Raw genomic sequence first — 23,793 nt, 5'->3', positions numbered from 1 at the left:
CAACGAGGAAGAAAGGGGCGCATTGATACGCGCCGGGCATGGCAAGGCCGTCGTTGCGCGCGTGGGCGCAACCGGCGGTTTGATGCATGACGTGAATGGATTGCAGCGACAGCGCGCGTGCGCCGGCGTGTCGCTGCAGCGTTGGCTCAATCGATCAGGCGATACGCCGGCACGGTGAGGAAGTCGGCCAGCGCATCGGCACGGCTGAGTGTGTCCAGCAGTGCAATGGCGTCGTCGATGCGTGCGGCGCCGGGCAGTGCATCGGTCGCGCCCAGGCGTGCCGGCAACGCACGCAACGTGGCCTGCAACAGGGGCTGATCGATCGCAGTGCCGTCGTCCAGGTGCTGGCCGTGATGCAACCACTGCCACAGCTGCGCGCGGCTGATTTCGGCAGTGGCGGCGTCTTCCATCAGGTTGTGGATGGGCACGCATCCATTACCGTCCAGCCAGGCCGCCAGATAACGCACGCAGACTTCGACATTGCCTTCGAACCCGGCGCGGGTGACGGTGCCCGGCGAAGGCGCGATCAGCATGTCGCGCGTCACCTGCACGTCGTTGCGCAAGACATGCTGCTGATGCGCAGTGGGCATGTGCTCGTCGAAGATCTTCATCGCTACCGGAATCAACGCCGGATGCGCCACCCAGGTGCCATCGTGCCCGGCGCTGACTTCGCGCAGCTTGTCGGCACGCACGCGCGCCATCGCCTGCTCGTTGGCGGCCTCGTCGTGATTGATCGGAATCTGCGCCGCCATGCCGCCCATCGCATGGGCGCCGCGGCGATGGCAGGTCTTGATCAACAGTTCCGAATACGCCTTGAGGAAGGGCTGGGTCATGGTGACCTGGCCACGTTCGGGCAACACGCGGTCGCGATGCGCGCGGAAAGTTTTCAGATACGAAAAGATGTAATCCCAACGGCCGCAATTGAGCCCGACGATGCGCTCGCGCAGCGCGTGCAGGATCTCGTCCATCTCGAACACCGCCGGCAGCGTTTCGATCAGCACGGTCACCTTGATCTGCCCGTGCGGCAGGCCAAGCATCGCTTCGATATGCGCCAGCGCGGTCTCCCACAGCGCGGCTTCTTCCATGCTCTGCAACTTGGGCAGGTACAGATACGGGCCACGGTCCTTGGCCAGTAGCGCGCGACCGTTATGGAAGGCGAACACCGCCGCATCGAACAGGCCGCCAGCCAGCGGCTGCCCATCGATGAGCACGTGCTTCTCATCCAGATGCCAGCCGCGCGGGCGCACGATCAACACGGCGCGCTCGGCTTCCGGGCGCAACGCGTAATGCTTGCCGTTGGGCGCATCGAAGCTGAGATCGCCGCGCACCGCAGCGGCCAGCGTGCGCTGGCCGGCCAGCAGGTTGCGCCAGGTCGGCGCGGTGGAATCCTCGAAGTCGGCCATGAACACCTTGGCGCCGGAGTTCAGCGCGTTGATGACCATCTTCGGATCGGTGGGGCCGGTGATCTCCACCCGGCGGTCCTGCAGCGCCGACGGCAGTGCGGCGACGCGCCAGTCGCCATCGCGGATGGCGCGGGTATCGGGGCGGAAATCCGGCAGCTGGCCGGCATCGAACTCGGCCTGGCGGGCGCGCCGGCGGGCCAGGCGCTGCTGGCGGCCGGGTTCGATCGCGCGGTGCAACGACACCAGCAAGGCCAGCGCGGCGGCCGGCAGCAGTTCTGCCTGGCCTGCGATCTGCGTGGTCAGCGACAGCCCGGGCGTGGCGCGTTCGGTGGGACGTGGGGCAAAAGCGGTGGCAGACATGTCGGGGAGTCCTTGTGCATCCGGACCTGTACCGTGCGCCGGCGGAAATTATTTGACAAAGCAGTTTTATCAATGCTGTAAATAAGCCTGACTTATATTGGGTTTCAGAACTCACCCAGATGTCTCCAACCCCGCGATTTTCCTACAAATCCGACCGGCTCAAGCCGCTGCGCGCGTTCTGCCAGACAGTGCGTCTGGGTTCTGTCTCACGGGCGGCTGAGGCGCTGTACGTGAGCCAGCCGGCGGTGACGCTGCAACTGCAGGCGCTGGAACGCGACCTGGGCGTAGCCCTGTTCGAGCGCTCGGGGCGCCGCATGGCGCCCAGCCGCGAGGGCCAGCTGCTCTACGACATGGCGCTGCCGCTGGTGGAAAGCCTGGATGGGCTGGAGGCGAGCTTTCGCGAGAAGGTGCGCGGGCTGGACGCGGGCGAGCTCAATATAGCCGCCAACAGCTCCACCATCCTGTACCTGCTGCCGCGCATCGTGGCGAACTTCCGCGCGCGCCACCCGGACGTGCGGCTGACCCTGCACAACGCCATCAGCGCCGACGGCACCGACCTGCTGCGCGAAGACGCAGTGGACCTGGCGATCGGCTCGATGCTGGACGTGCCGGCCGACCTCAACTACGCGCCGGTGTACCGCTTCGAACAGCTGCTGATCACCCCGCCCGACCACCCCTTGGCCAGCAAGTCCACGGTCACACTGCAGGATCTGTCGCCGTATCCGCTGATCCTGCCGCCGCGCCGGCAGGTGACGTATCGGTTGGTCGATCTGATCTTCCAGCAGGCACGCGTGCCCTACACCGTGGCGCTGGAGGTGGGCGGCTGGGAAGTGATCAAGCAATACGTGGCGATGGACATGGGCATCTCCATCGTCACCGCAATCTGCGTCACCGATGCAGACCGCGACAAACTCGCCACCCGCTCGCTGAAGGACTACTTCCCCACCCGCAGTTATGGCGTGGTGGTGCGCAAGGGCAAGTATCTGTCGCCGCAGGCGCGTGCCTTTATCGAGCTGATCCAGCCGGATCTGTTTACCCCGCGCGGGTATGACGAGAGCGGCGATTCGGAGCGGTGAGTCTGCTGCCTGCTGTGCAGGCATGAGCTCGCATCGCGCCTGAGCTTGCTCGCCAGGCACAGCGCATGAGCCTTTACGCGCTCTCCATCTGCGATCCCGTGTGCGACATGCGGGTTGCCATTGAATGCATCGTTCGATCAAGCCGTGCAAGCGCACACAAGCAGCACCGACGATTGGTTCCTGCTGCAGTACGAATCACTCCGCACTGCGCCGCGTCATGTCGGTTCGATGCAACCGCACGGCGGTTGTCGTCATAGACTAGGCCGATGCTGTGGGGACGGCATGTCACCGCTGATCAGTCCGGGGAAACAACTGACCAGATGCGCAGCTGTCCCGCACTGCAGGGGCGAGCCGACTCAACCAACCAAGGCTGACGCAATGAATCCGACCATGCTGTTGCTGGTGCAGTTGGCGCTGATCCTGGGCGCGGCGCGTGCATGCGGTGCGCTGCTGCAACGCTTCGGGCAGCCGTCGGTGATCGGCGAAATGGCCGCCGGCCTGCTGCTGGGGCCGATCGCATTCGGCGCGTGGCTGCCGGAGTTGCATGGCGTGTTGTTCGCCGCCAGCAGCTTGCCGCCACTGTCGGGCCTGGCCAACATCGGCGTGGTGCTTTTCATGTTCATCGTCGGCGTGGAATTGCGTGCGCCGGAAGGCACCACTGCGCAAGTGCGCGCGTCAGTACTGGTGGGGCTGTCCGGTATCGTGCTGCCGTTGCTGCTGGGGCTGGCCGCCGCACCGTGGTTGTTTGCGCGCTTTGCTCCGCAAGGCATCGGCTTCTGGCCCTTCGCCTTGTTCATTGCCGCAGCGATGTCGGTGACTGCGTTTCCGGTGCTGGCGCGCATCCTCAAGGACCGCAACATGACCCGCACGCCGGCCGGCCGCCTGGCCCTGGGCGCGGCGGTGATCGACGATGCCACGGTGTGGATGTTCCTGGCGATCGTGCTCACCCTGACCGGCGGCAACAGCCATGGCGGCGTTGCGTTCACTGCGGCCGGTGCGGTGGTGCTGCTTGCGGTGGCGTTCGGCGTGTTGAAGCCGGTGTATGCGCGCGTACTCACCCCGCGCGCAAGCGATGGAGGCTATGCGCCGACTGCGCTGGTGTGGGTGCTGATCGGTGTGCTGGCCTGCGCCGCAGCGGCCGAATGGATCGGCCTGCATGCGATCTTCGGCGCATTCCTGTTCGGCATCTGCGTACCGCGCGATGACCGCCTGCTGGAACACCTGGCCGGGCGCATCGAACCCCTGGCGATCACCCTGCTGATGCCGGTGCTGTTTGCGGTCGCCGGCCAGGCCACCAGCTCCGGCGTGTTCGTCGGCGCAGGTGTGGGCGGCTTTACGCTGGTGGTCGGCGTGGCGGTCACCGGCAAGCTGATCGGCTGCACCCTGGGCGCGCGCCTGAGCGGCCACGATTGGCGCGATAGCCTGAGCGTGGGTTCGCTGATGAACGCACGCGGCCTGATGGAACTGGTGGTGATCAAGATCGGCCTGGATAGCGGCGTGATCGGGCCGGACCTGTTCACCCTGCTGTTCGGCATGACGCTGGTGACCACGGTGATGGCCTCGCCGATGGTGGCCTGGTTGCAACGCGGCCGGCACACCGTCACCGCCAACGTGCTGGGCGCGGGTAACCGCCCGCATTGACGATGCAGCGCCAGCCTGCCGGATGCGGCCACGATGGTTGCGTCGGCGCGGGCCTGCGATGTCGACCGAATGCGGTCGACGCCATGCACTCTCATCGCTGCGGCCACCGAGCCGCACGGCATCCACCTCTTCGCACAACGCACCGATGTCCGAACTCTCCGAGTCCTGTTATGCCGAAAGCCCGGCACCGCCGGCGTTACACGCGCAGCTGCAGTGCAGTTGGCGGTTTCGCCAGGGCACGGCCGCAACGGACCCCGTGCTGGTCTTGCCCGATGGCAGCGTCGATCTGATCTGGGATGGCACGCTGCTGTTGGTTGCCGGGCCCGATCGCACCGCCGCCATGGCAGCGTTGGCACCGGGCAGTGCGCTGAGCGGGGTGCGCCTGGCAGCGGGTGCGGCAGCCGGCCTGTTGAAGCTCCCGCTGCATGCCATTGCCGACCAACGCGTTGCACTGGAATCGCTGTGGGGCGTGCAAGGGCGCACCTGGCAACACCGCCTGGAAGACGGCGCCGACCCGCTACACACCTTGCAGGCGCTGTGCCGACAGCACGGCACATCGCAAGACCGCCAGATGGCGTGGCTGTTCGATCGATTGCGTGCCGGCACCCCCGCCCGGCTGAGCGAATTGACCCAGGCGCTGGGTCTCAGCGAGCGCTCGTTGCGCCGCCGCTGCCAGGATGCGTTCGGCTATGGCAGCAAGACGCTGGAGCGGGTGCTGCGTCTGCAGCGCTTTTTGCGTATCGCCGGCCAGCACCGCAGTCTGACTGACGCGGCGCTGGATGCCGGTTACGGCGATGCGCCGCACCTGGTGCGCGATGCGCGCCAGCTCACCGGCCTGAGCCCGCGCGTGTTGGTACGGCGCCACGCACGCTGAATTGGCCGTTTTCGCCAAGCCAGTCATACGCGCCGACTGCATGCTGTACCTCCACTCGCGGAGGACGCCACGCCATGATCGACAACACGCCGCAGCACCGCATCGACTACCTCGAATTCGCCGTCGACTCGATCGCCGTCGCCAAGGCTTTTTACGGGCAGGCCTTCGACTGGACGTTTCAGGATTACGGCCCGGATTACTGCGAATTCCGCGACGGCCGGCTGAGCGGTGGCTTCTTCCACTGCCCCGCCCAGCCCGGTGGTGCGCTGGTGGTCCTGGCCTCCGACAACCTCGCCTACAGCCAGGCACGCATCGAAGCGGCGGGCGGGCAGATCACCAGGCCGGTCTTTGCGTTTCCCGGCGGGCGACGTTTTCATTTCACCGATCCGCATGGCTATGCGCTGGCGGTGTGGTCGAAGGACTGAGCGCGCAACATGCGCAGGCTGCAGCGGCAAGGGTTGCATAGACAGCGTGGCGCAAGACGCAGGCGTTGCCCTGCAGCGCTGCGGTCGACCTGCAATGCGAGGAAGATCCGGCCTGCGATGCGGGGCGGCGCTGCGCCGGCACGCGCATCGCAGACCATCACTCGCGCCCGTACAAACCCAGGAACATCGCCACCGCCGATTCGGCCACCTGGGCGCGTTGCTGCGGCGATAGCGGCGGCTGGCCCATGGCGATCTGCGGCCAGAACGCGAAGCCCTTGATCAACGCCTGCAGTTGCTGCGCGCCGACCTCCGGCTCCACGCCCGCCAGCCGGCCGTCGGCCAGTGCGGCGCGCACCCAGGTGGTGGTGCCTTCTTCCTTGCTGCCCAATTGCGCGATCAGCGCACGCGCGCGCTCGGGCGAATGGATGCCTTCGGCAATGGCGACACGCGACAGGTCGATAAACGCCGGGTCGTCGAGCAGGTGCAGTTTCTGCTGCAGCAGCTGGATCAGCTGCGCGCGCAGCGGCTGGTCGGGCCGGTAGACAAGATTCACCGCGTCGGCGCTGCGTTGCCACAGCCCGCGCAGGATCTCGCCGAACAGCGCGTCCTTGCTGGGGAAATGGTTGTAGACGGTACGCTTGGACACGCCCGCAGTGGCCGCCACGCGGTCCATGCTGGTGGCCTCGAAGCCATGCTGGCGGAACTCGACAATGGCCGCCTCGACGATGGCGTGGCGCTTGCGGTCGGTCAGCCGCTGCGGCGCGGGCCGGGGGGAAGATGCGCTCGACATCGGATCATTTTACACCCGGCAGTTTACTTTCAGCGGAATGAAACTACACTGCTCGGTGTAATTTCCTCCTGCTGTCGTTCCTTGCTCCTGATCGGACTCTCCATGGCTTCCTCTCGCCCCTCCCCGTATGCCGATTCGCCGCAGTTTCGCGGCGGCCGGTTCCGCAATGCGTTGCCGCTGCCGACCACCGCGCTCAGCCTGCGCAAGCAGATCGGCCTGATCTGGACCGTCCTCTTCGACAAACCCAGCACCACGGTGCCGTCCGCGCCACTGCCGGTACAGCCGCTGACACGCGCGCAACTGCTTGCCGCGCCCGATCGCAGCCTGTATCGCTTGGGCCATTCCACCGTGCTGATGAAGCTGGGCGGTGGCCTGTGGCTGACCGACCCGGTATTCTCCAGGCGCGCCTCGCCGGTGCCGTTCGCCGGGCCCAAGCGCTTCCATGCGCCCCCGATCGCGCTGGACGAGCTGCCGCCGCTGGCCGGGGTGATCCTGTCGCACAACCATTACGACCACCTCGACCGCGCCAGCATCCGTGCCCTGGCCGACCGCGTCGGCGTGTTCGTCGCGCCCCTGGGCGTGGGCGATCTGCTGGTGCGCTGGGGCGTGGACCCGGCCAAGGTGCGCCAGCTGGACTGGTGGGACACGATCAACATCGATGGCCTGCAACTCACCGCCACCCCGTCGCAGCATTTTTCCGGGCGCGGGCTGTTCGATAGTGGTCGTTCGCTGTGGTGCTCCTGGGCGATCCAGGAACGCGAGCTGCGCGTGTTCTTCAGCGGCGACGGCGGCTATGGCCCGCACTTCAAGACCATCGGCCAACAGCTCGGTCCGTTCGACGTGGCGCTGATCGAAAACGGCGCCTACGACCAGCAGTGGCCGCATGTGCACATGCAGCCGGAGCAGAGCCTGCAGGCCTACCTGGACGTCGGCGGGCAGACCCTGCTGCCGATCCACAACGGCACCTTCGACCTGGCCATGCACGCGTGGCAGGAACCGCTGGACCGGATCGTGGCCCTGGCCGACAGCGCCGGCGTTGCGCTGGCGACGCCGCGCATGGGCGAGCGGGTGGATCTGAACGCGCCCGGCAATCGCCTGCGCTGGTGGCGACAGGATGCTGCGACTCAGGCATCGGATGGCCTGGTGGCGCCGCGCTAGCCAGTGCGGTGCACGCATCCACAAACAAAAACGGGATGGCGCGTGGCCATCCCGTTTCGATTGCTGTTGCAGCTACTGCACACGCATGCGCCAACGACGCAGGCGCGTCATCCAGTCGCTCACTCCGTCAGACCGCGATTTTCCAGCAGCGCCTTGACGCTGGGATCCTTGCCACGGAAATCGCGATACAACGTGGCCAGGTCGACGGTATTGCCGCGCGAAAGGATCTTGGCGCGGAAGATGTCGCCGTTCTTGCGGGTCAGGCCGCCGTTTTCCTTGAACCATTCGAACGCGTCGTCGTCGAGCACTTCCGACCAGAAATACGCGTAGTACCCGGCCGAATAACCGCCGCCCCAGATGTGGTCGAAATAGCTGCTGCGATAACGCGGCGGCACTTCGGCCAGGTCCACCTTGAAGCGCTTCAGGGCGTCGGCTTCGAACTTGCTCACGTCCTGCAGCGGCGCATCGGCCGGCTGGGTGTGCCAGGCCAGATCGAGCAACGCGGCCGATAGGTACTCGGTGGTGGCGTAGCCGCTGTTGAAGGTCTTGGCCTTCTTGATCTTCTCCACCAGCTCGGCCGGCATCGCCGCGCCAGTCTGGTAGTGCTTGGCGTAATTGGCGAAGACCTTGGGATCGGACGCCCAGTGCTCGTTGAACTGCGAGGGGAACTCGACGAAGTCGCGCGAGGTGCTGGTGCCGGCGATTGAGGGGTACTTCACCTTGGAGAACATGCCGTGCAGCGCGTGGCCGAACTCATGGAACAGCGTGGTGACGTCGTCGAAGCTCAGCAGCGCCGGCTGGCCGGCGGCCGGCTTGGTGAAGTTGCAGACGTTGTAGACCACCGGCTTGGCGCCGGTGAGACCGTCCTGCTCGACGAACACGTCCATCCAGGCGCCGCCGGACTTGCTGTCGCGCTTGAAGTAGTCGGTGTAGAACAGCGCCATCGAGGTGCCGTCCGCGTCGAACACTTCATACACCTTCATGTCCGCGTGATAGGTCGGGATGTCGGTGCGCTGCTTGAAGGTGATGCCGTACAACTGCGTGGCCGCGTAGAAGACGCCGTTCTGCAGCACGTTGTCCAGCTCGAAATACGGCTTGATCTGCGCCTCGTCAAGGTCGTACTTGGCCTTGCGCACCTGCTCGGCGTAGAAGTCCCAATCGGAGGCGGCGAGCTTGAAGTCTCCCTTCTGCGCGTCGATCACCTTCTGCATCTCGGCCACTTCGCGGCGCGCCTTGGCAGTGGCCGCCTGCACGGTGTCGGTCAGCAGCTTGAGCGCGGCGTCCGGGGTCTTGGCCATCTGGTCGCCCAGGCTGTAGGCGGCGTAATTGTCGAAGCCGAGCAGCTTGGCCTTTTGTGCGCGCAGCTGCGCCAGGCGCTGGATGGTCTGGCGGGTGTCGTTGGCATCGCCCTTTTCCGCGCGTGTTTCCGAGGCCTTGAGCACGTCGGCGCGCAGCTGGCGGTCCTTCAGCGAGGCCAGCACCGGCTGCTGGGTGGTGTTCTGCAGGGTCAGCAGATACTTGCCGTCGAGCTTGCGCGCCTTGGCCGCATCGGCGGCGGCGGCGATGTCGCCCTCGCTCAGGCCGTCGAGCCTGGCCTTGTCGTCCACCACCACCGCACCGGCGGCCGAGGCGGCCACCAGACGGGTATGGAACTGGGTGGAGAGCGTGGTTTCTTCGATATTGAGCTTGCGCAGGCTGGCCTTGTCGGCCTCCGACAGCTGCGCACCGGCGCGCACCAGCTCTTCGTAGTCGCGCTCGACCAGACGCTTCTGCTCCGGCTCCAGGTTCAGCGTGTCGCGTTGGTCATAGATCGTCTTGACGCGTGCGAACAGCTTCGGGTCGAGATTGATCTCGTCCTGATGCGCAGCCAGCTTGGGCGCGATCTCTTCCTGGATCTTCTGGCGTGCATCGCTGGTATCGGCCTGCACCAACCCGAAGAAGATGCGCGACACGCGCGTGAGCGTCTCGCCGCTGCGCTCCATCGCCTCGATGGTGTTGTCGAAGCTGGCAGGCTCGGGGTTGTCGGCGATCTTGCGGATGTCGGCCAGGTGCAGGCGCATGCCTTCTTCGAAGGCCGGCAGGTAATCGGCGTCCTTGATCTTGTCGAACGGCGGCGCCTGGAACGGCAGCGTGCTGGCGGTCAGCAGCGGGTTCGGCGCAGCATCCGCGGCCGGGGTGGTGGCGGTCTTTTCGGGCACGGTGGTGGACTCCTTACCGGACGAATCTTTTCCAGAACAAGCAGCCAGTGCCAGGGTGATGGCAGCGGCCAGAACGACGGTACGCGACATGGCGTGTGATTCCTGAGTGGGTAGCGCAGCCGGTCACGCTAGCGGGTTTGCGCAGCGTCGGCATGTGCCGTTGGATTGGGAAGATGGGTGCGGTTGAGGATGCGCGCGCTACAGCGTCTCGTCCTTGAAGATCGCCACGTGCGGGCCGCCGTCGGCGCCGATCCAGCCGCGGTACATGCCTTCGGTATTGAACGGGAATGCGGCGTTGCCCTGCGCATCCAGCGCGATGGCACCGCCGTCGCCGCCGGCCTTGGGAATCTCCTGGTCGATCACCGTGTCGGCGGCCTGTTGCAACGACTGCCCGGCGTACTTCATGCGTGCGCAGATGTCGTAGGCCGCCACCGCGCGGATGTAGAACTCGCCCCAGCCGGTACCGGACACCGCGCACTGGCTGTTGGCATAGGTGCCGGCGCCGATGATCGGCGCATCGCCGACGCGGCCATAGCGCTTGTTGGTCATGCCGCCGGTGGAGGTGCCGGCGGCCAGGTGTCCCGCGCGATCCAGCGCCAGCGCGCCCACCGTGCCGAAATGCTTGGCGGTTTCCAGGTCCAGTTCGGCCTGCGCCTGGCGGTCGCCGGCTTCGGCCTTGCGCGCTTTCTGCAGCTGTTGCCAACGCTTGTCGGTGCGGAAATAACCCGGGTCGACCAACGTGACGCCCTGCTCGCGCGCGAATTGTTCGGCGCCGTCACCGACCAGCATCACGTGCTTGGAATGGTCCATGACGCTGCGCGCCAGCTGGATCGGGTTCCTGACCGTGTGCACGCCGGCAATCGCGCCGGCCTTGCCGGTGGCGCCGTCCATGATTGCGGCATCCAGTTCGTTCTTGCCGTCATGGGTGAACACCGCGCCGCGCCCGGCGTTGAACTGCGGCGCATCCTCCAGCACGGTGATGGTGGCCGCCACCGCATCCACCGCACTGCCGCCACGTTGCAGCACTGCGTGCCCGGCACGCAGCGCGCGTTGCATCGCCTCGCGCGCCTGCGCCTGTTCCTCGCTGGAAAGGCTGGATTTCTCCACTCCGGCGCCGCCGTGGATCACCAGCATCGGCGTGGCCGCCAGCAGCGGGCCGGCAGCAAGCAGGAGCGAGAGCGACAAACACAGTGCGCGTGCGGACAAGCCCATCATGGTGTTTCCTCGGTGGAGGCAGCGAGGTGCCCGGCGGCGCCGGTCATGAATGCAGGCGACCGGCAGCGACAAAACCTTTCAAGCGCGCGGCCGCATTCTCACAGCGTATCGCGATGCTTGCCGCGCCACGGCCGGTACCAGGTGCGGATGGCGGCGATATCGGCGGCCATGTCGGTGCCGGTCCAGAACGGCTCGCCGATGCCCACGGTCTTGCTGGGGTAGTCGAAATACACCGGCAGGATCGGCACCTTGGAATCGGAGGCGATCTTCCAGAAGCCGGCCTTCCAGTGCTCTACCCGCTTGCGGGTGCCCTCGGGGGTGATCACGTACCACATCTGTTCGGAATTGCGGATCAGCCGTACCGCCTGGCCGATGGTGCCCTGCGGCGAGCTGCGATCCAGCGGGATGGCGCCGAGCTTGCGCAGCAGCGGACCCAGCGGCCACCAGAACAGCTGCGCCTTGCCCAGCACGCGCACGTCGAAGCCCAGCGCGAACTTGGCCGCAAAGCCCAGGAAGCCGTCCCAGTTGGACGAATGCGGGGCGACGATCATCACCAGCTTGGGTTCGTCGGGCAGCCGCCCGAGCAGGCGCCAGCCGGTCAGACGCAGTGCCGTGCGCCCCAGCCAGCGGCCGAAGCGGCCATGGGCGCGTGGCATTCTGGGTGGAGAGGGCTGCAGCAGGATGTTGGCCTGTGTTACCGGTGGCAACGACGGGTCGGTGTGACTCACGCTTACTCCCAGTGGGACGCAGAGCGTCCACGCTTGATATGGCTGCGCTCACGCTTGGCATCCAGCCGCCGCAGCTTGGCACCATGACTCGGTTTGGTGGCGACCCGGCGTTTGGGCACCGACAGGCAGGCACTGATGATCTCGACCAGCCGCTCGCGCGCATCCTCGCGGTTGCGGTCCTGGGTGCGGAAGCGCTGCGCGTCGATCACCAGCACCCCATCGGCGGTCATGCGCCGGTCGCGCCGCGACAGCAGCCGCGCGCGCAGGGGTTCGGGCAGCGACGGCGACCCGGCCACGTCGAAACGCAGTTCCACCGCGGTGGAGACCTTGTTGACGTTCTGCCCGCCCGCGCCGCTGGCGCGCACGAAGCGCTCGACGATCTCGCTGGGCGGGATCGTCAGGCTGGGGATGATCTGGATCGGGTCGCTGGCCATTCAACCCGATTGTATCGGCACCGGCATGGACGCGCGCGCGAACGCCGGCTTCCCGTATGCTGCGGCCGGTTCCCCCGACTGTGCAGGATGCTCCGATGACACCGCCCCGTTCCGTTGCCGCCGCCCGCGCCTTGGCGCGCCGCCTGATCGTGCTGGCCGCACTGCCACTGGCCACGCCCGCCGCGTTTGCGCAGGCGCCCAGCGATGCCGACATCAACCGTCTGCTGGCCGCCTCACGCGCGCAGACCATGCTGGACACGATGCTGCCGCAGATCGAAGCGATGCAGCAGCAACAGTTCGCCCAGCTCACCGCCCAGCGCCAGCTCGACGCCGACCAGCAGGCCCAGCTGCAGCGCATCCAGGAGCGCACCCGCCAGACCGTGCGCAAGGCGCTGTCGTGGTCGGAGCTGCGCCCGATGTATGTGGACATCTACAAGCGCTCGTTCTCGCGCGAGGACGTGCTGGCCATGGCCGAGTTCTACGAGAGCTCGGCCGGCCAGAGCCTGCTGGACAAGACCCCGGCACTGACCCAGAACCTGATGGGCGCGATCCAGCAGAAGATGCTGCCGCTGTTTGCCGACCTGCAGAAGGATCTGGAGAAGATCGTCAATACGCCGGCGGCGGCACCGCAGAAGCCCTGAAGGGCGGAGATTGGGGAATCGGGATTGGGGAATCGGAACAGCGTGCCTGCTGCGGCGGTTGCTGCTTGCGACGGTGGCGGTGGTGGCACTGACGACGATTGCGCCAACCCGCTTGTCCCACTCGGCGAGGGAGCGCTTGGCTCCTCTCCTGCGGGAGAGGGGTTGAGGTGAGGTACGGTTGTGCGGATTTCCAGCAGATCGTGTGGGCTTGTTGACCGTTAGCCGCGCGCACCGCATCAAGCCGTCTGCACCGCTCCCAGCGCGGCCGTCTCCCACCCGAACAACGCGCAGGCCTTGGAAAATTCCACATCCAGCGGCGCGGTGACGCTGATGCGCCGCCCATCGGCTGGATGCGGAAACCCCAGCCGCTCGGCGTGCAGCAGCATGCGGTGGATGCCGAGCATGCGGAAGCTGCGGTTGTGCCGGCCATCGCCGTGGCTGGTGTCGCCGATCATGTGGTGCGACAGGTGTTTCATATGCCGGCGGATCTGCCGGAACCGCCCGGTCTGCGGCTGGCAGCGCAGCAGCGCATAGCGCGAGGTGGCAAAGCCGGTGGACGGGATCTCCAGCTCGCCGGTGGCCAGGCGCTGGAAGTGCGTCACCGCCGGCTTCTTGACCGGCTTGCCGGGGCCGCCGTCCAGATCGTGGTCGACGATGAAGCGCTCCTCGGCCGGCCAGCCGCGGCAGACGGTCAGATAGTCCTTCTCCAACTCGCCGGCCATCAAGGCCTTGCCCAGCGCGCTGGCGGCCTCGCGGTCGAACGCCAGCAGCAGGCAGCCGCTGGTCGCGCGGTCGAGCCGGTGCACCAGAAAGATCGGCCGGCCCAGCTGTTCGCGCAGGCGGTCGGCCAGGAAGTCGTCCTCCCCGCGCGCCAGCTTGCTGTCGTGGACCATCAGCCCGGCGGGTTTGTCGACGACGGCCAGGAGCTCGTCCTGGAAGAGAATCTGCAAGTGCTTGGGGGATGTGCTCACCGGCGGATTATCCGCATCGTCGACACCGCATGCCACTGCGCCGCCGCGCCGTATGGCGCATGCCGATCACGCGCCTTGAGGCCTGAGGGCGTGGCAGCTCGGCCGCGCACGCTCAGGCCGCGCCGCACACCGCCAGCAGTTCGCCCTTGCCCACCGGCACCACGCTGCAGGTGACTGCCGGATCGTCAGCCAGCAGCGCGGTGAACGGCGCCAGTTCGTCGGCATGCGACAGCGCATTGTCGACCACCAGCAGGCCGCCGCCGCGCAGCACGCGGCGCAGTGCCGGCCACCAGCGCACGTACTCGCCGCGCGCCGAATCCAGGAAGACCAGATCGATGCTGGCGCTGGCCGCCTGGGTCAGCCACGTGCCGCCGTCGCCGTGCACCACATCCACCGACGCGGCCAGGCCGCTGCGTGCAAGCGTGGCCTGCGCCAGGGCCACCTTGTCGGCCGCAAGCTCCACCGTGGTGACGTGCCCACCGATTGCGGCGGCCGCTTCGGCCAGCCACAGCGTCGAATAACCGTTGGAAGTGCCGATTTCCAGCACGCGCCGCGCAGCGGTGGCGCGTACCAGCACGGCCAGCAATTGCCCGGTGTCGGGCGTGATGTTGAGCATGCGCCGGCCACGCTCCGGCTGGTGCGCATCGTTGTCGCTACCGAACCGTGCCAGTTCGTCCTTCAAGGCCTGCAGATCGATCATCACTACCTCGCCGGGGACGGCTTCGTCATCGTGCCGCTGCAGGCGCTGCCGCTACCAGCCGGATGCGGCAGGCCACCTGTTGCAGTGCTTGAGTGCTTCAGCGCCGCAGCCAGGCGACCAGCAGGGCCACCGAGCCGGCACCGCCGCTGACCCAGCTCCACACCGGCACCGTGCCCAGGTACCAGCCATTCGGGTGCAGGCCATACAGCACGGCAGCCACCACCAGCAGGCCGCTGCCGGTGATGGCAGTGACCACGCGCGTCTGCAGCTTGCGCAGGCTCAGGTCCAGCGCGCGCAGCTCGGCCGAGCGGATGTCGAGCTGGTGGCGGCCTTCCACCTGCTGCTTCAACCAGCTGTGCACCAGGCGCGGCATGTCCGGCGCATGGGTCATGATTTCCGGCAGGCGCTTGCGCAACTCGCCGAGCACGCGGCGCGGGCTGTAACGCTCGCGCAGGATGCGTTCCAGCACCGGCCGCGCCACTGCCCAGATATCCAGCCTGGGGTCGAGCTGGCGGCCGACGCCTTCGATGTTGAGCAAGGTCTTCTGCAACAGGATCAGCTGTGGCTGCAGCGTCAGTTCGTAGCGCTGCGCGACGCGGAACAGCTTGATCAGCACTTCGGCCAGCGAAATCTCCGACAACGGGCGGGTGAAGTACGGCTCGCACACCGAGCGCGCGGCCGCTTCCAGTTCGTCGATGCGCACGTTGTCGGGCATCCAGCCCGCCTCCACGTGCAGCTCGGCCATGCGGCGGTAATCCTTGTGGAAGATCGCCATGAAGTTCTCGGCCAGGTAGTACTGATCTTCCTGCGAGAGCTGGCCCATGATGCCGAAATCCAGCGCGATGAAACGCGGATTGAGCCGGCGCTCCGGGTCGCTGTCGACCCAGATGTTGCCGGCGTGCGCATCGGCATGGAAGAAGTTGTCGCGGAACACCTGCGTGTAAAACACCCGCACGCCTTTGGCCGCCAGCGCCTTGCGGTCGATACCGGCCGCATCGAGCTTGGCGATGTCGTCGGACGGAATGCCGTACACGCGCTCCAGCGTGAGTGCACGCTCGGCGGTGTGCGACCAGATCACCTCGGGCACGTATAGATCGTCCGAGCCTTCCCAGAACCGGCGCAGCACGCTGGCGTTGGCGCCTTCGCGCTGCAGGTCGAGTTCGGCCGACAGGGTGCCTTCGATCTCGGCCACCACTTCGCGCGGCCGGATCTTGTCCGCGCGCGGGTGGGTGCGTTCGACCAGCGTGGCCAGCGACTGCAGCAACGCGATATCGGCATCGATCTGGCGCTCGATATCCGGACGCAGCACCTTGACCACCACCTCGCGGCGCACGCCGTTAGCATCCGGCGGCAAGGTGGCCGCGTGCACCTGTGCGATCGAGGCCGAGGCCAGCGGCACGGTGTCGAACGCGGCAAACGCCACGCTCACCGGCAGGCCCAGCGCGCGCTCGACGATCAGCCGCGCCGCTTCGCCGTCGAAGGGCTTGACGCGGTCCTGCAGCAGGGTCAGTTCATCGGCCACGTCAGCCGGAATCAGGTCACGCCGGGTCGACAGGATCTGCCCGAACTTGACGAAGATCGGCCCCAGTTCCTGCAACGCCAGCCGCAGCCGCGCACCGCGCGATTGCGCGGCGATTTCGGCACTGGCGCGTGGCACGAAGGGCTTGGCCAGGCGCAGCCAGCGCTCGGCCGGCGTGTCCTGCAACAGGTCGTCCAGGCGATAGCGCAGGATCACCCGGCCGATGCGGCTGGCCCGCAGCAGCGCCTTCATGCCGCACCTCCGGCCGCGCGCAGGCGCGCCACGCGTGCGGCCAGCCGTTCGACGTCGTCGCGCAGTTCGTCGACATCGTCGTGAAAGGCGTCCAGTTCGGCACGCGGCACCACGTCGCGCGATTCCTCGGTCACGAATTCGGCCGCGCTATGCGCCAGATCAACCGCGCTGCGGCGTGCCTGCTGCAGCGCTGCACGCACCGCATTGGCGATCTGCACGCCGAGGATCTCGCCGAACACCGCCACGAACGGCAGTTGCCAATCCGGATCGAAGCGGCCGGCCAGTTGCTGCAGCTGGCGCGCCAGCTCGGCATCGCCGGAGACCTTGAGCCGCCCGGCCGGTGCGCCGCTGCGGCGCGCGTTGGCCAGGAACGGCAGTTGGCCGAGCAAGCCGGCCAGGCTACTGCGCACGGCCAGGTCCGGCTCCTGTGCCTGGTCCACCGGGCCGACCAGCAAGCGGCGCTCGTGCACGCGGATCTGCAGGGCCAGCGCAGGCGCCTCCAGGGTCAGTGCGATGCGTTGGCCTTCCAGTGGCAGCAGGGCGTCGCGGGTATCGGGGTCCAGTGCCAGCGCGCGGTTGAGCGCGGCTTGCAGGGCCTGGCCGGCGAGCGGCTTGAGTGAGTTGAACAGGGATCCGGGCATGGGCGCATTCTACCGTCCCCGCATGTCGCCACTGCTTGACGGTGGTGTGGCACGTGCAAGCTGGAGGCCGGGGTGGCGATCATGGCAAGGCGCCTTGCGGCCAGGCCGCGTGCGTCGATCATGCAGGACTTCCTTCGGCACGCCTGCCGCGGGCATGCTGGCGACCTCATCACGTAGGTGGCAGGAGCAGGCAATGCGCAAGATCCGGGTCGGTCTCATCTTCGGCGGCAAATCGGCCGAGCACGAGGTCTCGCTGCAATCGGCGCGCAACATTCTCGATGCGCTGGATCCGCAGCGCTTCGAGCCGGTGCTGATCGGCATCGACAAGCAGGGCCAGTGGCACGTCAACGACCCCGACAGCTTCCTGCTCAATGCCGACGACCCGGCCCGCATCGCCCTGCATCGCAGCGGTCGCGGCGTGGCCCTGCTGCCGGGCGCGCAGCAACAGCAGCTGCGCCCGACCCAGCCGGAGCAGGCGCTGGCACAGATCGATGTGGTGTTTCCGATCGTGCATGGCACGCTCGGCGAAGACGGCTCGCTGCAAGGGCTGCTGCGCATGGCCAATCTGCCCTTCGTCGGCTCCGGCGTGCTCGGCTCGGCGCTGGCGATGGATAAGGACCTGGCCAAGCGCGTGCTGCGCGATGCCGGGCTTGAGGTGGCGCCGTTCGCCTGCTTCAACCGCCACACCGCCGCACACGCCGACGTGGATGCATTGATCGCGCAGTTGGGTTTGCCGTTGTTCGTCAAACCGGCCAACCAGGGTTCGTCGGTCGGTGTCAGCCAGGTGCGCAGTGCCGATGCGTTTGCCGACGCGCTCGCATTGGCGCTGGCATACGACCACAAGGTGCTGGTGGAAGCGGCGATCGCCGGGCGCGAGATCGAATGCGCCGTGCTGGGCAATGCCACCCCGCAGGCCAGCGTGTGCGGCGAAGTGGTGGTGCACGACGCGTTCTACTCCTACCAGACCAAGTACATAAGCGAACACGGCGCCGACATCGTGATCCCGGCCGACATCGATGCGCAGACGCAGCAGCGCATCCAGCAGATTGCGGTGCAGGCCTACCAGGCGCTGGACTGCGCCGGCATGGCGCGTGTGGACGTGTTCCTATGCGCCGATGGCCGCATCGTGATCAATGAGGTCAACACATTGCCGGGCTTCACCCGGATCAGCATGTATCCCAAGCTCTGGCAGGCAAGCGGGCTGGACTACCGCAGCTTGATCACGCAACTGATCGAGCTGGCACTGCAACGGCATGCTGACGATCAGCTGCTGCGCAGCGCGGCCGAGCCAGGCGCGTGAGCCAGGCCCGTGTGCGCGCCGTGCAACCGCACGACCACAGCGCATTGCTTGCGCTCAACAACGCGCATGCCACCGAGCTGTCGTTGCTGGATGCCGAAGGGCTGGCTGCATTGCTGCAACTGGCGTGGCACGCACGCCTCGTCGCGCCGGCGGATGGCCTGCTGATCGCGCTGGATCAAGGCGCGGCCTACGCCAACCCGAACTTTGCATGGATGGCGCAACGCTTCGCGCGCTTTGTCTACATCGACTGCATCGTGATCGCCGCGCATGCGCAGCGGCGCGGGCTTGCCAGGCAGTTGTATGACGAGCTCATCCACGCCGCGCGTGCAGCAGGGCAACCGCGCCTGGTCTGTGAGGTCAACCTGCTCCCACCCAATCCGGCATCGCTGGCGCTGCATCTACAGCTGGGTTTCCAGCCGGTCGGCGATGCGCTGCTGGGCAACGGCAAGCATGTGCAATATCTTGAAAAACTACTTTGAAACAGAAGCGATTCAACGATGGAGCGTCCATAACGCACATGGCCCGCCTCCTTGCGGAAGCGGGCCATGCGAGCGTCGACCGGCAGCGCCGCTGCCGTGACGTATCGCAGCTAGGCGTTATACCTTGCCGCGACGGAACATCGAGATCACAGCCAGGATCAGGAACACCACGAACAGGATCCAGGCGATGTTGGTCGCCGCACCGGCGATACCGCTGAAGCCCAGCACGGCGGCGATGATGGCGATGACGAAGAAGATGATGGCGTAATGCAGCATGGCAAGGATTCCAGAAGTTGTCGTGCCGAATCGGCGCAGACGTATCCTGAAGATGCGGCGGTCTTTATCGAGTGATGGCGATGTCGTTGGAAGATGAGGATCGCAGCCGTTGTAGCCCTTCTTCGATGCTGACCTGCGGCACATAGCCGAAGTCGCGACGTGCCGGCTCCATGCTGTACCAGTGTGGCGTGCACAGCTGTTCCACCAGAAAACGCGTCAACGGCACTTCGCCAGGCAGACGCAACAGTGGCCACATGGTCTCGCAGATTGCACCGATTCTGTACGCGGTCTTGAACGACAACGAACGCGTCACCGCGGGTGCATCCACCGCAGCCAGCAGGCGATTGAGCAACTCGCGCATCGGCAAGGGCTCGCCGTTGGAGATGAAGTACGCCTTGCCCGCACACGCAGCACCTGCAGCCAGATGTGCGAACGCATCGAAATGCGCCTGCGCGGCGTTATCGATGTAGGTGCTGTCCACCAGGTTGCTGCCATCGCCGACCATGCGCAAGCGGCCGGCGCGCGCGCGCGCGGACAGACGCGGCAACAGATGATTGTCGCCCGGGCCCCAGATCAGGCGTGGACGCAAGGCCACCGTCGCCAGTTGCGCATCGTTGGCCGCCAGCACCGCGCGCTCGGCGATCGCCTTGGTTGCCGCGTACGCCGCGCGCAGGTCCTCGCCATACGGCACTTCGTCGGCGCCCAGGCCTTCCACCGGATTGGTGGCGCGATGGGTCACGCTGGGCGTGGAGGTATAGATCAGGCGCGACACACCATTGGCCCGACACGCGTCGAGCACGTTCTGCGTGCCCACCACATTGGCCTGGTGATAGCTGTCATAGCTGCCCCACGCACCGGCCTTGGCCGCGTTGTGGAAGACCGCATCGATGCCGGCGAAGGCATGCCGCACCGCCTGCGGATCGGCCAGGTCGCCACGGATCTGGCCCACGCCCAAGCGCTGCAGCACCGGATAATCGCCGCGCTGGAAACTCACCACCTCGTGCCCACGCGCGATCAAGCCGCGGCACAACGCCTGGCCAAGAAAGCCACCACCACCGGTTACCAGGATGCGCACGCATCACCTCCATCGCAAGGACGCACACGATAACGGGCGCGGCCGGAATTGGCGATGCGGCCAGCTGCGTGCGCGATACGCATCGACAGGTCAACCACGCTGCTGCGCCGCCCAGATCGCCAGCGTTTCGCGGCCGATCTTGGCGTTGTGGCGAATGTCCACCGGAAATCCGGAATGGCGCAGGAAACGCGTGATTCCAGCCGTGTGCGGGTGCGCAGCGCCCAGCGCGCGCAATGCGGTTTCCACTTGCGCAAATGCCGATGCCGCCACGCCTGGCTGCAATTCCACGCACAGCACCGGCTGCTGCTGTCCGGGTGCGCCGACACCGACCAAAGCGGTGCGCCGCACTTGCGGATGCACGTTGAAGACCGGCTCCACCTGCTCGGTGTAGAGCGGGCCGCTGGCGGTTTCCACGCGGTGGGTCTTGCGCCCGCAGAACCACAAGCGTCCTTCGGCATCGAAGTAGCCCACATCGCCCATGCGATGCACGATGCGTTCGCTGCCGTCCGCGTTGCGCTCGCGGATCTTGGCAATCCGCGTGGCCGCGTCGCGGTTGAAGTAGGTGTCGGTGGTGGTGGGGCCGGCGACGGTGATTTCGCCGACCTCGCCCACCGCCAGCACGCGCGCGCCGCTCCACTCGGGAATGGCCGCATCGTCGATGGCGATGATGCGCACCTCGTTCGGCGCGACGACCTGACCGACGCAGGTGCCGGCACCGGCCTCGGTGGCCGCGCGGGTGGCGTCCAGCGTACGCCCTTCAATCGCTGCCACCGGCAGGCATTCGGTGGCGCCATACGGCGTCCAGAATTGCGCATCTTCCGGCAACAGCGCGCGGATCTTGGCCACCACGTCTGGCGGCACCGGCGCACCGGCCGAGGTGGCCAGGCGCACGTTTGGCAAGGGCTGGCCGTAGTCGGCCAATACGCGCATCAATGCCGGCGAGCCGAACAACTGCGTGACTCCGAAGCGGTCGATCGCATCATGCAGCTTGCGCGGATCGGCAGTGGCCGGGCGGGTCGGATCCATGTCCGGAATTACCGAGGTCAGCCCCAGTGCCGGATCGAACAGGGCAAACGGCGGGAATGTCGGCAGATCCACACCGCCGGGCTGCATGCCAAAGGCATTGCGCAGCAATTCGATCTGGCCGACGAAATGCCGGTGGCGGTACACCACGCCCTTGGGCACGCCGGTCGAGCCGCTGGTGAACAGGATGGCGGCCACATCGTCCGGCCCGGTGTTGGCCAGCTGACTGCCGGCGCCGGCGCCATCGTGCTCCACGCGCGCCAATGTCACCCCGCCCCAGCCGTAACGTCCACCGACGCTGACGATCTGCTTTGCAGAGCGTGCCCACCGCAGCAGACGACGCGCCAGCTGCGCAAGCGGAATGCCGATAAATGCCTGCGGCTGCGCTTCGTCCAGGCATTGCTTGAGCGCGCGCTTGTCGATGCCCGGATCCACCAGCACCGGCACCGCACCGGCCTTGAATAAGGCAAACATCAGCAGGAAGAATTCCGGCGACGGGCGCACCATCACCACCGCGCGCGCACCGCGTCCGATGCCGTGCAGGGCCAGTCCGGCAGCGATCGCATCGCTGCGCGCGTCCAGCTCGGCATAGCTCAAGGTCACATCGTAGGCGGCATACCCGTTGGCGGCGCGGCGGCCCGGGCAACGGATGGCGATCTGCTCGGGGCGCTCGCGCGCGAGTTCCGGCAGGGTGGCGGCGATATTGCAGAGAGTCGTCGTAGTCATTGCCGCATTATCACCCATGCGCCGACGGTGCAGGCCGCTTGACCGCGCTCAGGTCAGCTGCGCTGGTGCGTGCTCCCAACGCAGCGATGGCTGACGCGGCGATTGCGCGTCGTCGGGCCATAACAAGACCGCGCAGTGCTCGCGCGCGAGGTGCCTGCCCGCGCAAGGCGCAGCGCCTTGCACACACGCGCTGCGTCGAGCGACGCAGATGAACCGCCAACCGGCGCACTCCCGTGCCACTTGTATCGCAGCGTGGTTCGGTCAGAATGCCGCGCTCACCACGTTGTTTCGCCGCGCAAGGCCCGGCATTCCATGGCACATCCCTGCCTCACCTGCGGCGCCTGCTGCGCCTACTTCCGCGTCAGTTTCCACTGGAGCGAGGCCGATCCCGCATTGGGCGGCAGGGTACCGATCGAGCTGACCGATGCGCTGCGCACGCACGAGCGCGTCATGCGCGGCACCTCGCAATCGCAGCCGCGCTGCATTGCGCTGGACGCGGACATCGGCCGCTACAGCCGCTGCAGCATCCACGATCGCCGGCCCTCCGCCTGCGCCGCCGTGCCGGCCTCGCTGGAATTCGGCCAGCGCAGCGCGCAATGCGACAAATCCCGGCTGGCGCACGGCCTGCACGCGCTGACCGACGCCGACTGGCTGGGCGTGGACCAGGCCCAACGCAATCCGCTGCCGCCGTTGTAACGGCCACCGCTGCGAGTGACTACGCCATCCGCTCGCAACGTCCAACAGAACAACGGCATTGCCGGTCCCATCCACTAGTACATCCGCGTTCTGCACACCGCAGGCACTCACCTAACGAGCGCCTGCGCGGCGATGCCAGCAGCGCTTACAGCGGATTGCGCTCCAGAAACGCACGGATCGCCGGCACCAGCACTTCATGCTTGTCTTCCAGCACGTAGTGATTGGCATCGTCGAACGCGGTGACCTCGGCATTGGGTAACGCCTTGCGGAAGCCGGCCAGGAAGTGCTTGTCGAAGCAGATATCGCGCAGGCCCCAGGCGATGAACGCCGGGCGATCGGCGAACGACGGCAATGCCTGCGCCGAGCGCTCCAGCAGTGACCAGGCCTGGTCGGCGGGCGACAGCGGAATATCCTGCATGAAGCGGATGGTGGAGATGCGGTTGCGCCAATTGTTGTAGGGCGCCACATAGGCGCGACGCACTTCCGCCGACATCCGCCGCGACACCCCGAACCAGGACGCGCCGGAGGAAAACGCATTGAACGTGCGGATGAACCACTCGCCCGGCCCCCAATGCCGGCCCATTGCGATCTGCCACGGCATCGGTTTTTCCGGCGGCAACGGGAATGCAGCGGTGTTGGTGATCACCAGCCGCTTGACCTGCGCATGATGCGACAACGCCCAGCCGAACCCGATCATGCCGCCCCAGTCGTGCACCGCCAGCGTGACCGGGCCGGTGATGCCCAGATGCCGCAACAGCGTGTCCAGATCATCCACGCGCGACTGCAGCGTGTAGTCGTAACGCGGCTGCGCGTCGGGCGCATCGTCCGGCTTGTCGGACAGCCCCATGCCGATGTGGTCCGGCACGATGCAGCGGTAACGATCCGACAGGCCGCTCACCAGGTGCCGCCACAGATAACTCCACGACGGATTGCCGTGCAGCATCACGACCACCTCGCCATCGCGCGGACCTTCGTCCAGATACGACATCGCAATGCCGGGACGCACCTCAAGGCGCTGGGGAGTGAAGGGATAGCCGGGGTAGTTCATGCCAAACGCATCCGATTCGATTCGAGAGAGCGCACATGGCGCAAGCGTTGGCCTGCCGTGCGTAGAGATTGGACATCATAGTGGTCGCCACGCTGCGACATGCTCAACCCACTGCGCGCAAGACGGCTACCTGGATCAATTACA

General features: G+C 66.7%; 23 protein-coding genes. 9 read left to right on the top strand and 14 right to left on the bottom strand.

The window, feature by feature from the left end:
• Window positions 1-146: 146 nt before the first annotated feature.
• Window positions 147-1,763: a malate synthase A gene (gene aceB, locus AC06DU_RS01325; RefSeq protein WP_228912479.1), complete on the bottom strand. Its 1,617-nt coding sequence runs from the start codon at window positions 1,761-1,763 to the stop codon at window positions 147-149.
• A gap of 119 nt (window positions 1,764-1,882) precedes the next feature.
• Between aceB and AC06DU_RS01320 the strand changes: the two genes are divergently transcribed.
• The 4 genes from AC06DU_RS01320 (at window position 1,883) to AC06DU_RS01305 (ending at window position 5,779) form a co-directional block, all read left to right on the top strand.
• On the top strand, window positions 1,883-2,839 hold the full coding sequence (locus tag AC06DU_RS01320) for a LysR family transcriptional regulator (RefSeq protein WP_228959805.1): 957 nt from the start codon (window positions 1,883-1,885) through the stop codon (window positions 2,837-2,839).
• A 378-nt stretch (window positions 2,840-3,217) separates the two neighbouring features.
• Window positions 3,218-4,480, top strand: a complete 1,263-nt coding sequence (locus AC06DU_RS01315; RefSeq protein WP_478203341.1) for a cation:proton antiporter — start codon at window positions 3,218-3,220, stop codon at window positions 4,478-4,480.
• A 145-nt stretch (window positions 4,481-4,625) separates the two neighbouring features.
• Window positions 4,626-5,354: a helix-turn-helix domain-containing protein gene (locus tag AC06DU_RS01310; RefSeq protein WP_184230523.1), complete on the top strand. Its 729-nt coding sequence runs from the start codon at window positions 4,626-4,628 to the stop codon at window positions 5,352-5,354.
• 77 nt (window positions 5,355-5,431) lie between these two features.
• Window positions 5,432-5,779: a VOC family protein gene (locus AC06DU_RS01305; protein ID WP_184632005.1), complete on the top strand. Its 348-nt coding sequence runs from the start codon at window positions 5,432-5,434 to the stop codon at window positions 5,777-5,779.
• Between the two features lie 157 nt (window positions 5,780-5,936).
• On the opposite strand, the gene AC06DU_RS01300 is transcribed toward AC06DU_RS01305, so the two are convergent.
• Window positions 5,937-6,569, bottom strand: coding sequence for a TetR/AcrR family transcriptional regulator (locus AC06DU_RS01300; RefSeq protein WP_102255390.1), 633 nt, complete (start codon window positions 6,567-6,569; stop codon window positions 5,937-5,939).
• 102 nt (window positions 6,570-6,671) lie between these two features.
• Between AC06DU_RS01300 and AC06DU_RS01295 the strand changes: the two genes are divergently transcribed.
• Window positions 6,672-7,727 (top strand): MBL fold metallo-hydrolase, encoded by a 1,056-nt coding sequence (locus AC06DU_RS01295; protein WP_065033141.1) that lies wholly within the window; start codon window positions 6,672-6,674, stop codon window positions 7,725-7,727.
• 119 nt (window positions 7,728-7,846) lie between these two features.
• Here the strand turns inward: AC06DU_RS01295 and dcp are convergent, their stop codons facing one another.
• The 4 genes from dcp to arfB all read right to left on the bottom strand — a co-directional run bounded on the left by dcp (window position 7,847) and on the right by arfB (window position 12,302).
• Window positions 7,847-10,015 carry a peptidyl-dipeptidase Dcp gene (gene dcp / locus AC06DU_RS01290; protein ID WP_478203339.1) on the bottom strand — a complete coding sequence of 723 codons (2,169 nt, stop codon included), beginning with the start codon at window positions 10,013-10,015 and terminating at the stop codon, window positions 7,847-7,849.
• Between the two features lie 108 nt (window positions 10,016-10,123).
• Complete coding sequence (locus AC06DU_RS01285; RefSeq protein ID WP_478203337.1) at window positions 10,124-11,140, bottom strand: isoaspartyl peptidase/L-asparaginase family protein; 1,017 nt, start codon at window positions 11,138-11,140, stop codon at window positions 10,124-10,126.
• Between the two features lie 98 nt (window positions 11,141-11,238).
• Window positions 11,239-11,868, bottom strand: a complete 630-nt coding sequence (locus AC06DU_RS01280) for a lysophosphatidylcholine acyltransferase (protein WP_024939028.1) — start codon at window positions 11,866-11,868, stop codon at window positions 11,239-11,241.
• A 2-nt stretch (window positions 11,869-11,870) separates the two neighbouring features.
• The gene (gene arfB, locus AC06DU_RS01275; RefSeq protein WP_478203335.1) at window positions 11,871-12,302 is read right to left on the bottom strand and encodes an alternative ribosome rescue aminoacyl-tRNA hydrolase ArfB; all 432 of its coding nucleotides are present in this window, start codon (window positions 12,300-12,302) and stop codon (window positions 11,871-11,873) included.
• 56 nt (window positions 12,303-12,358) lie between these two features.
• On the opposite strand from arfB, the gene AC06DU_RS01270 reads away from it, so the two are divergent.
• Window positions 12,359-12,943 (top strand): DUF2059 domain-containing protein, encoded by a 585-nt coding sequence (locus AC06DU_RS01270; protein WP_478203333.1) that lies wholly within the window; start codon window positions 12,359-12,361, stop codon window positions 12,941-12,943.
• Window positions 12,944-13,179: 236 nt separating this feature from the next.
• Here AC06DU_RS01270 and AC06DU_RS01265 read toward each other — a convergent pair whose 3' ends face one another.
• From AC06DU_RS01265 to AC06DU_RS01250, 4 genes are all read right to left on the bottom strand, one after another.
• Entirely contained in the window at window positions 13,180-13,950 is a 771-nt protein-coding gene (locus tag AC06DU_RS01265; protein ID WP_478203331.1) for a pseudouridine synthase, read from the bottom strand.
• Between the two features lie 76 nt (window positions 13,951-14,026).
• Entirely contained in the window at window positions 14,027-14,614 is a 588-nt protein-coding gene (locus tag AC06DU_RS01260) for an O-methyltransferase (protein ID WP_102580146.1), read from the bottom strand.
• A gap of 97 nt (window positions 14,615-14,711) precedes the next feature.
• Window positions 14,712-16,385 carry a ubiquinone biosynthesis regulatory protein kinase UbiB gene (ubiB, locus tag AC06DU_RS01255; protein WP_039814160.1) on the bottom strand — a complete coding sequence of 558 codons (1,674 nt, stop codon included), beginning with the start codon at window positions 16,383-16,385 and terminating at the stop codon, window positions 14,712-14,714.
• Window positions 16,382-17,026: a ubiquinone biosynthesis accessory factor UbiJ gene (locus AC06DU_RS01250; RefSeq protein WP_046345336.1), complete on the bottom strand. Its 645-nt coding sequence runs from the start codon at window positions 17,024-17,026 to the stop codon at window positions 16,382-16,384. The genes ubiB and AC06DU_RS01250 overlap by 4 nt, the downstream gene beginning before the upstream one ends.
• Before the next feature lie 193 nt (window positions 17,027-17,219).
• On the opposite strand from AC06DU_RS01250, the gene ddlA reads away from it, so the two are divergent.
• Window positions 17,220-18,326: a D-alanine--D-alanine ligase gene (gene ddlA, locus AC06DU_RS01245; protein WP_478203329.1), complete on the top strand. Its 1,107-nt coding sequence runs from the start codon at window positions 17,220-17,222 to the stop codon at window positions 18,324-18,326.
• A complete protein-coding gene (locus AC06DU_RS01240; RefSeq protein ID WP_478203328.1) occupies window positions 18,323-18,805 on the top strand; it encodes a GNAT family N-acetyltransferase in 483 nt (160 codons plus the stop codon). Before ddlA ends, AC06DU_RS01240 begins: the two co-directional genes overlap by 4 nt.
• A 117-nt stretch (window positions 18,806-18,922) precedes the next feature.
• On the opposite strand, the gene AC06DU_RS01235 is transcribed toward AC06DU_RS01240, so the two are convergent.
• The 3 genes from AC06DU_RS01235 to oleC all read right to left on the bottom strand — a co-directional run bounded on the left by AC06DU_RS01235 (window position 18,923) and on the right by oleC (window position 21,905).
• Window positions 18,923-19,081: a DUF1328 domain-containing protein gene (locus tag AC06DU_RS01235; protein ID WP_003468167.1), complete on the bottom strand. Its 159-nt coding sequence runs from the start codon at window positions 19,079-19,081 to the stop codon at window positions 18,923-18,925.
• Window positions 19,082-19,145: 64 nt separating this feature from the next.
• The gene (gene oleD, locus AC06DU_RS01230) at window positions 19,146-20,156 is read right to left on the bottom strand and encodes a 2-alkyl-3-oxoalkanoate reductase (RefSeq protein ID WP_478203326.1); all 1,011 of its coding nucleotides are present in this window, start codon (window positions 20,154-20,156) and stop codon (window positions 19,146-19,148) included.
• A gap of 90 nt (window positions 20,157-20,246) precedes the next feature.
• A complete protein-coding gene (gene oleC / locus AC06DU_RS01225) occupies window positions 20,247-21,905 on the bottom strand; it encodes an olefin beta-lactone synthetase (RefSeq protein WP_478203324.1) in 1,659 nt (552 codons plus the stop codon).
• Window positions 21,906-22,217: 312 nt separating this feature from the next.
• On the opposite strand from oleC, the gene AC06DU_RS01220 reads away from it, so the two are divergent.
• Window positions 22,218-22,601, top strand: coding sequence for a YkgJ family cysteine cluster protein (locus AC06DU_RS01220; RefSeq protein ID WP_039517698.1), 384 nt, complete (start codon window positions 22,218-22,220; stop codon window positions 22,599-22,601).
• 145 nt (window positions 22,602-22,746) lie between these two features.
• Here AC06DU_RS01220 and AC06DU_RS01215 read toward each other — a convergent pair whose 3' ends face one another.
• Complete coding sequence (locus AC06DU_RS01215; protein WP_478203322.1) at window positions 22,747-23,649, bottom strand: alpha/beta fold hydrolase; 903 nt, start codon at window positions 23,647-23,649, stop codon at window positions 22,747-22,749.
• Window positions 23,650-23,793 lie beyond the last annotated feature (144 nt).

The organism is Xanthomonas sp. NCPPB 3200, assembly GCF_056393585.1.
The sequence above is the reverse complement of the archived record's forward strand: the minus strand, read 5'-3'. Positions and strand labels throughout refer to the sequence as shown.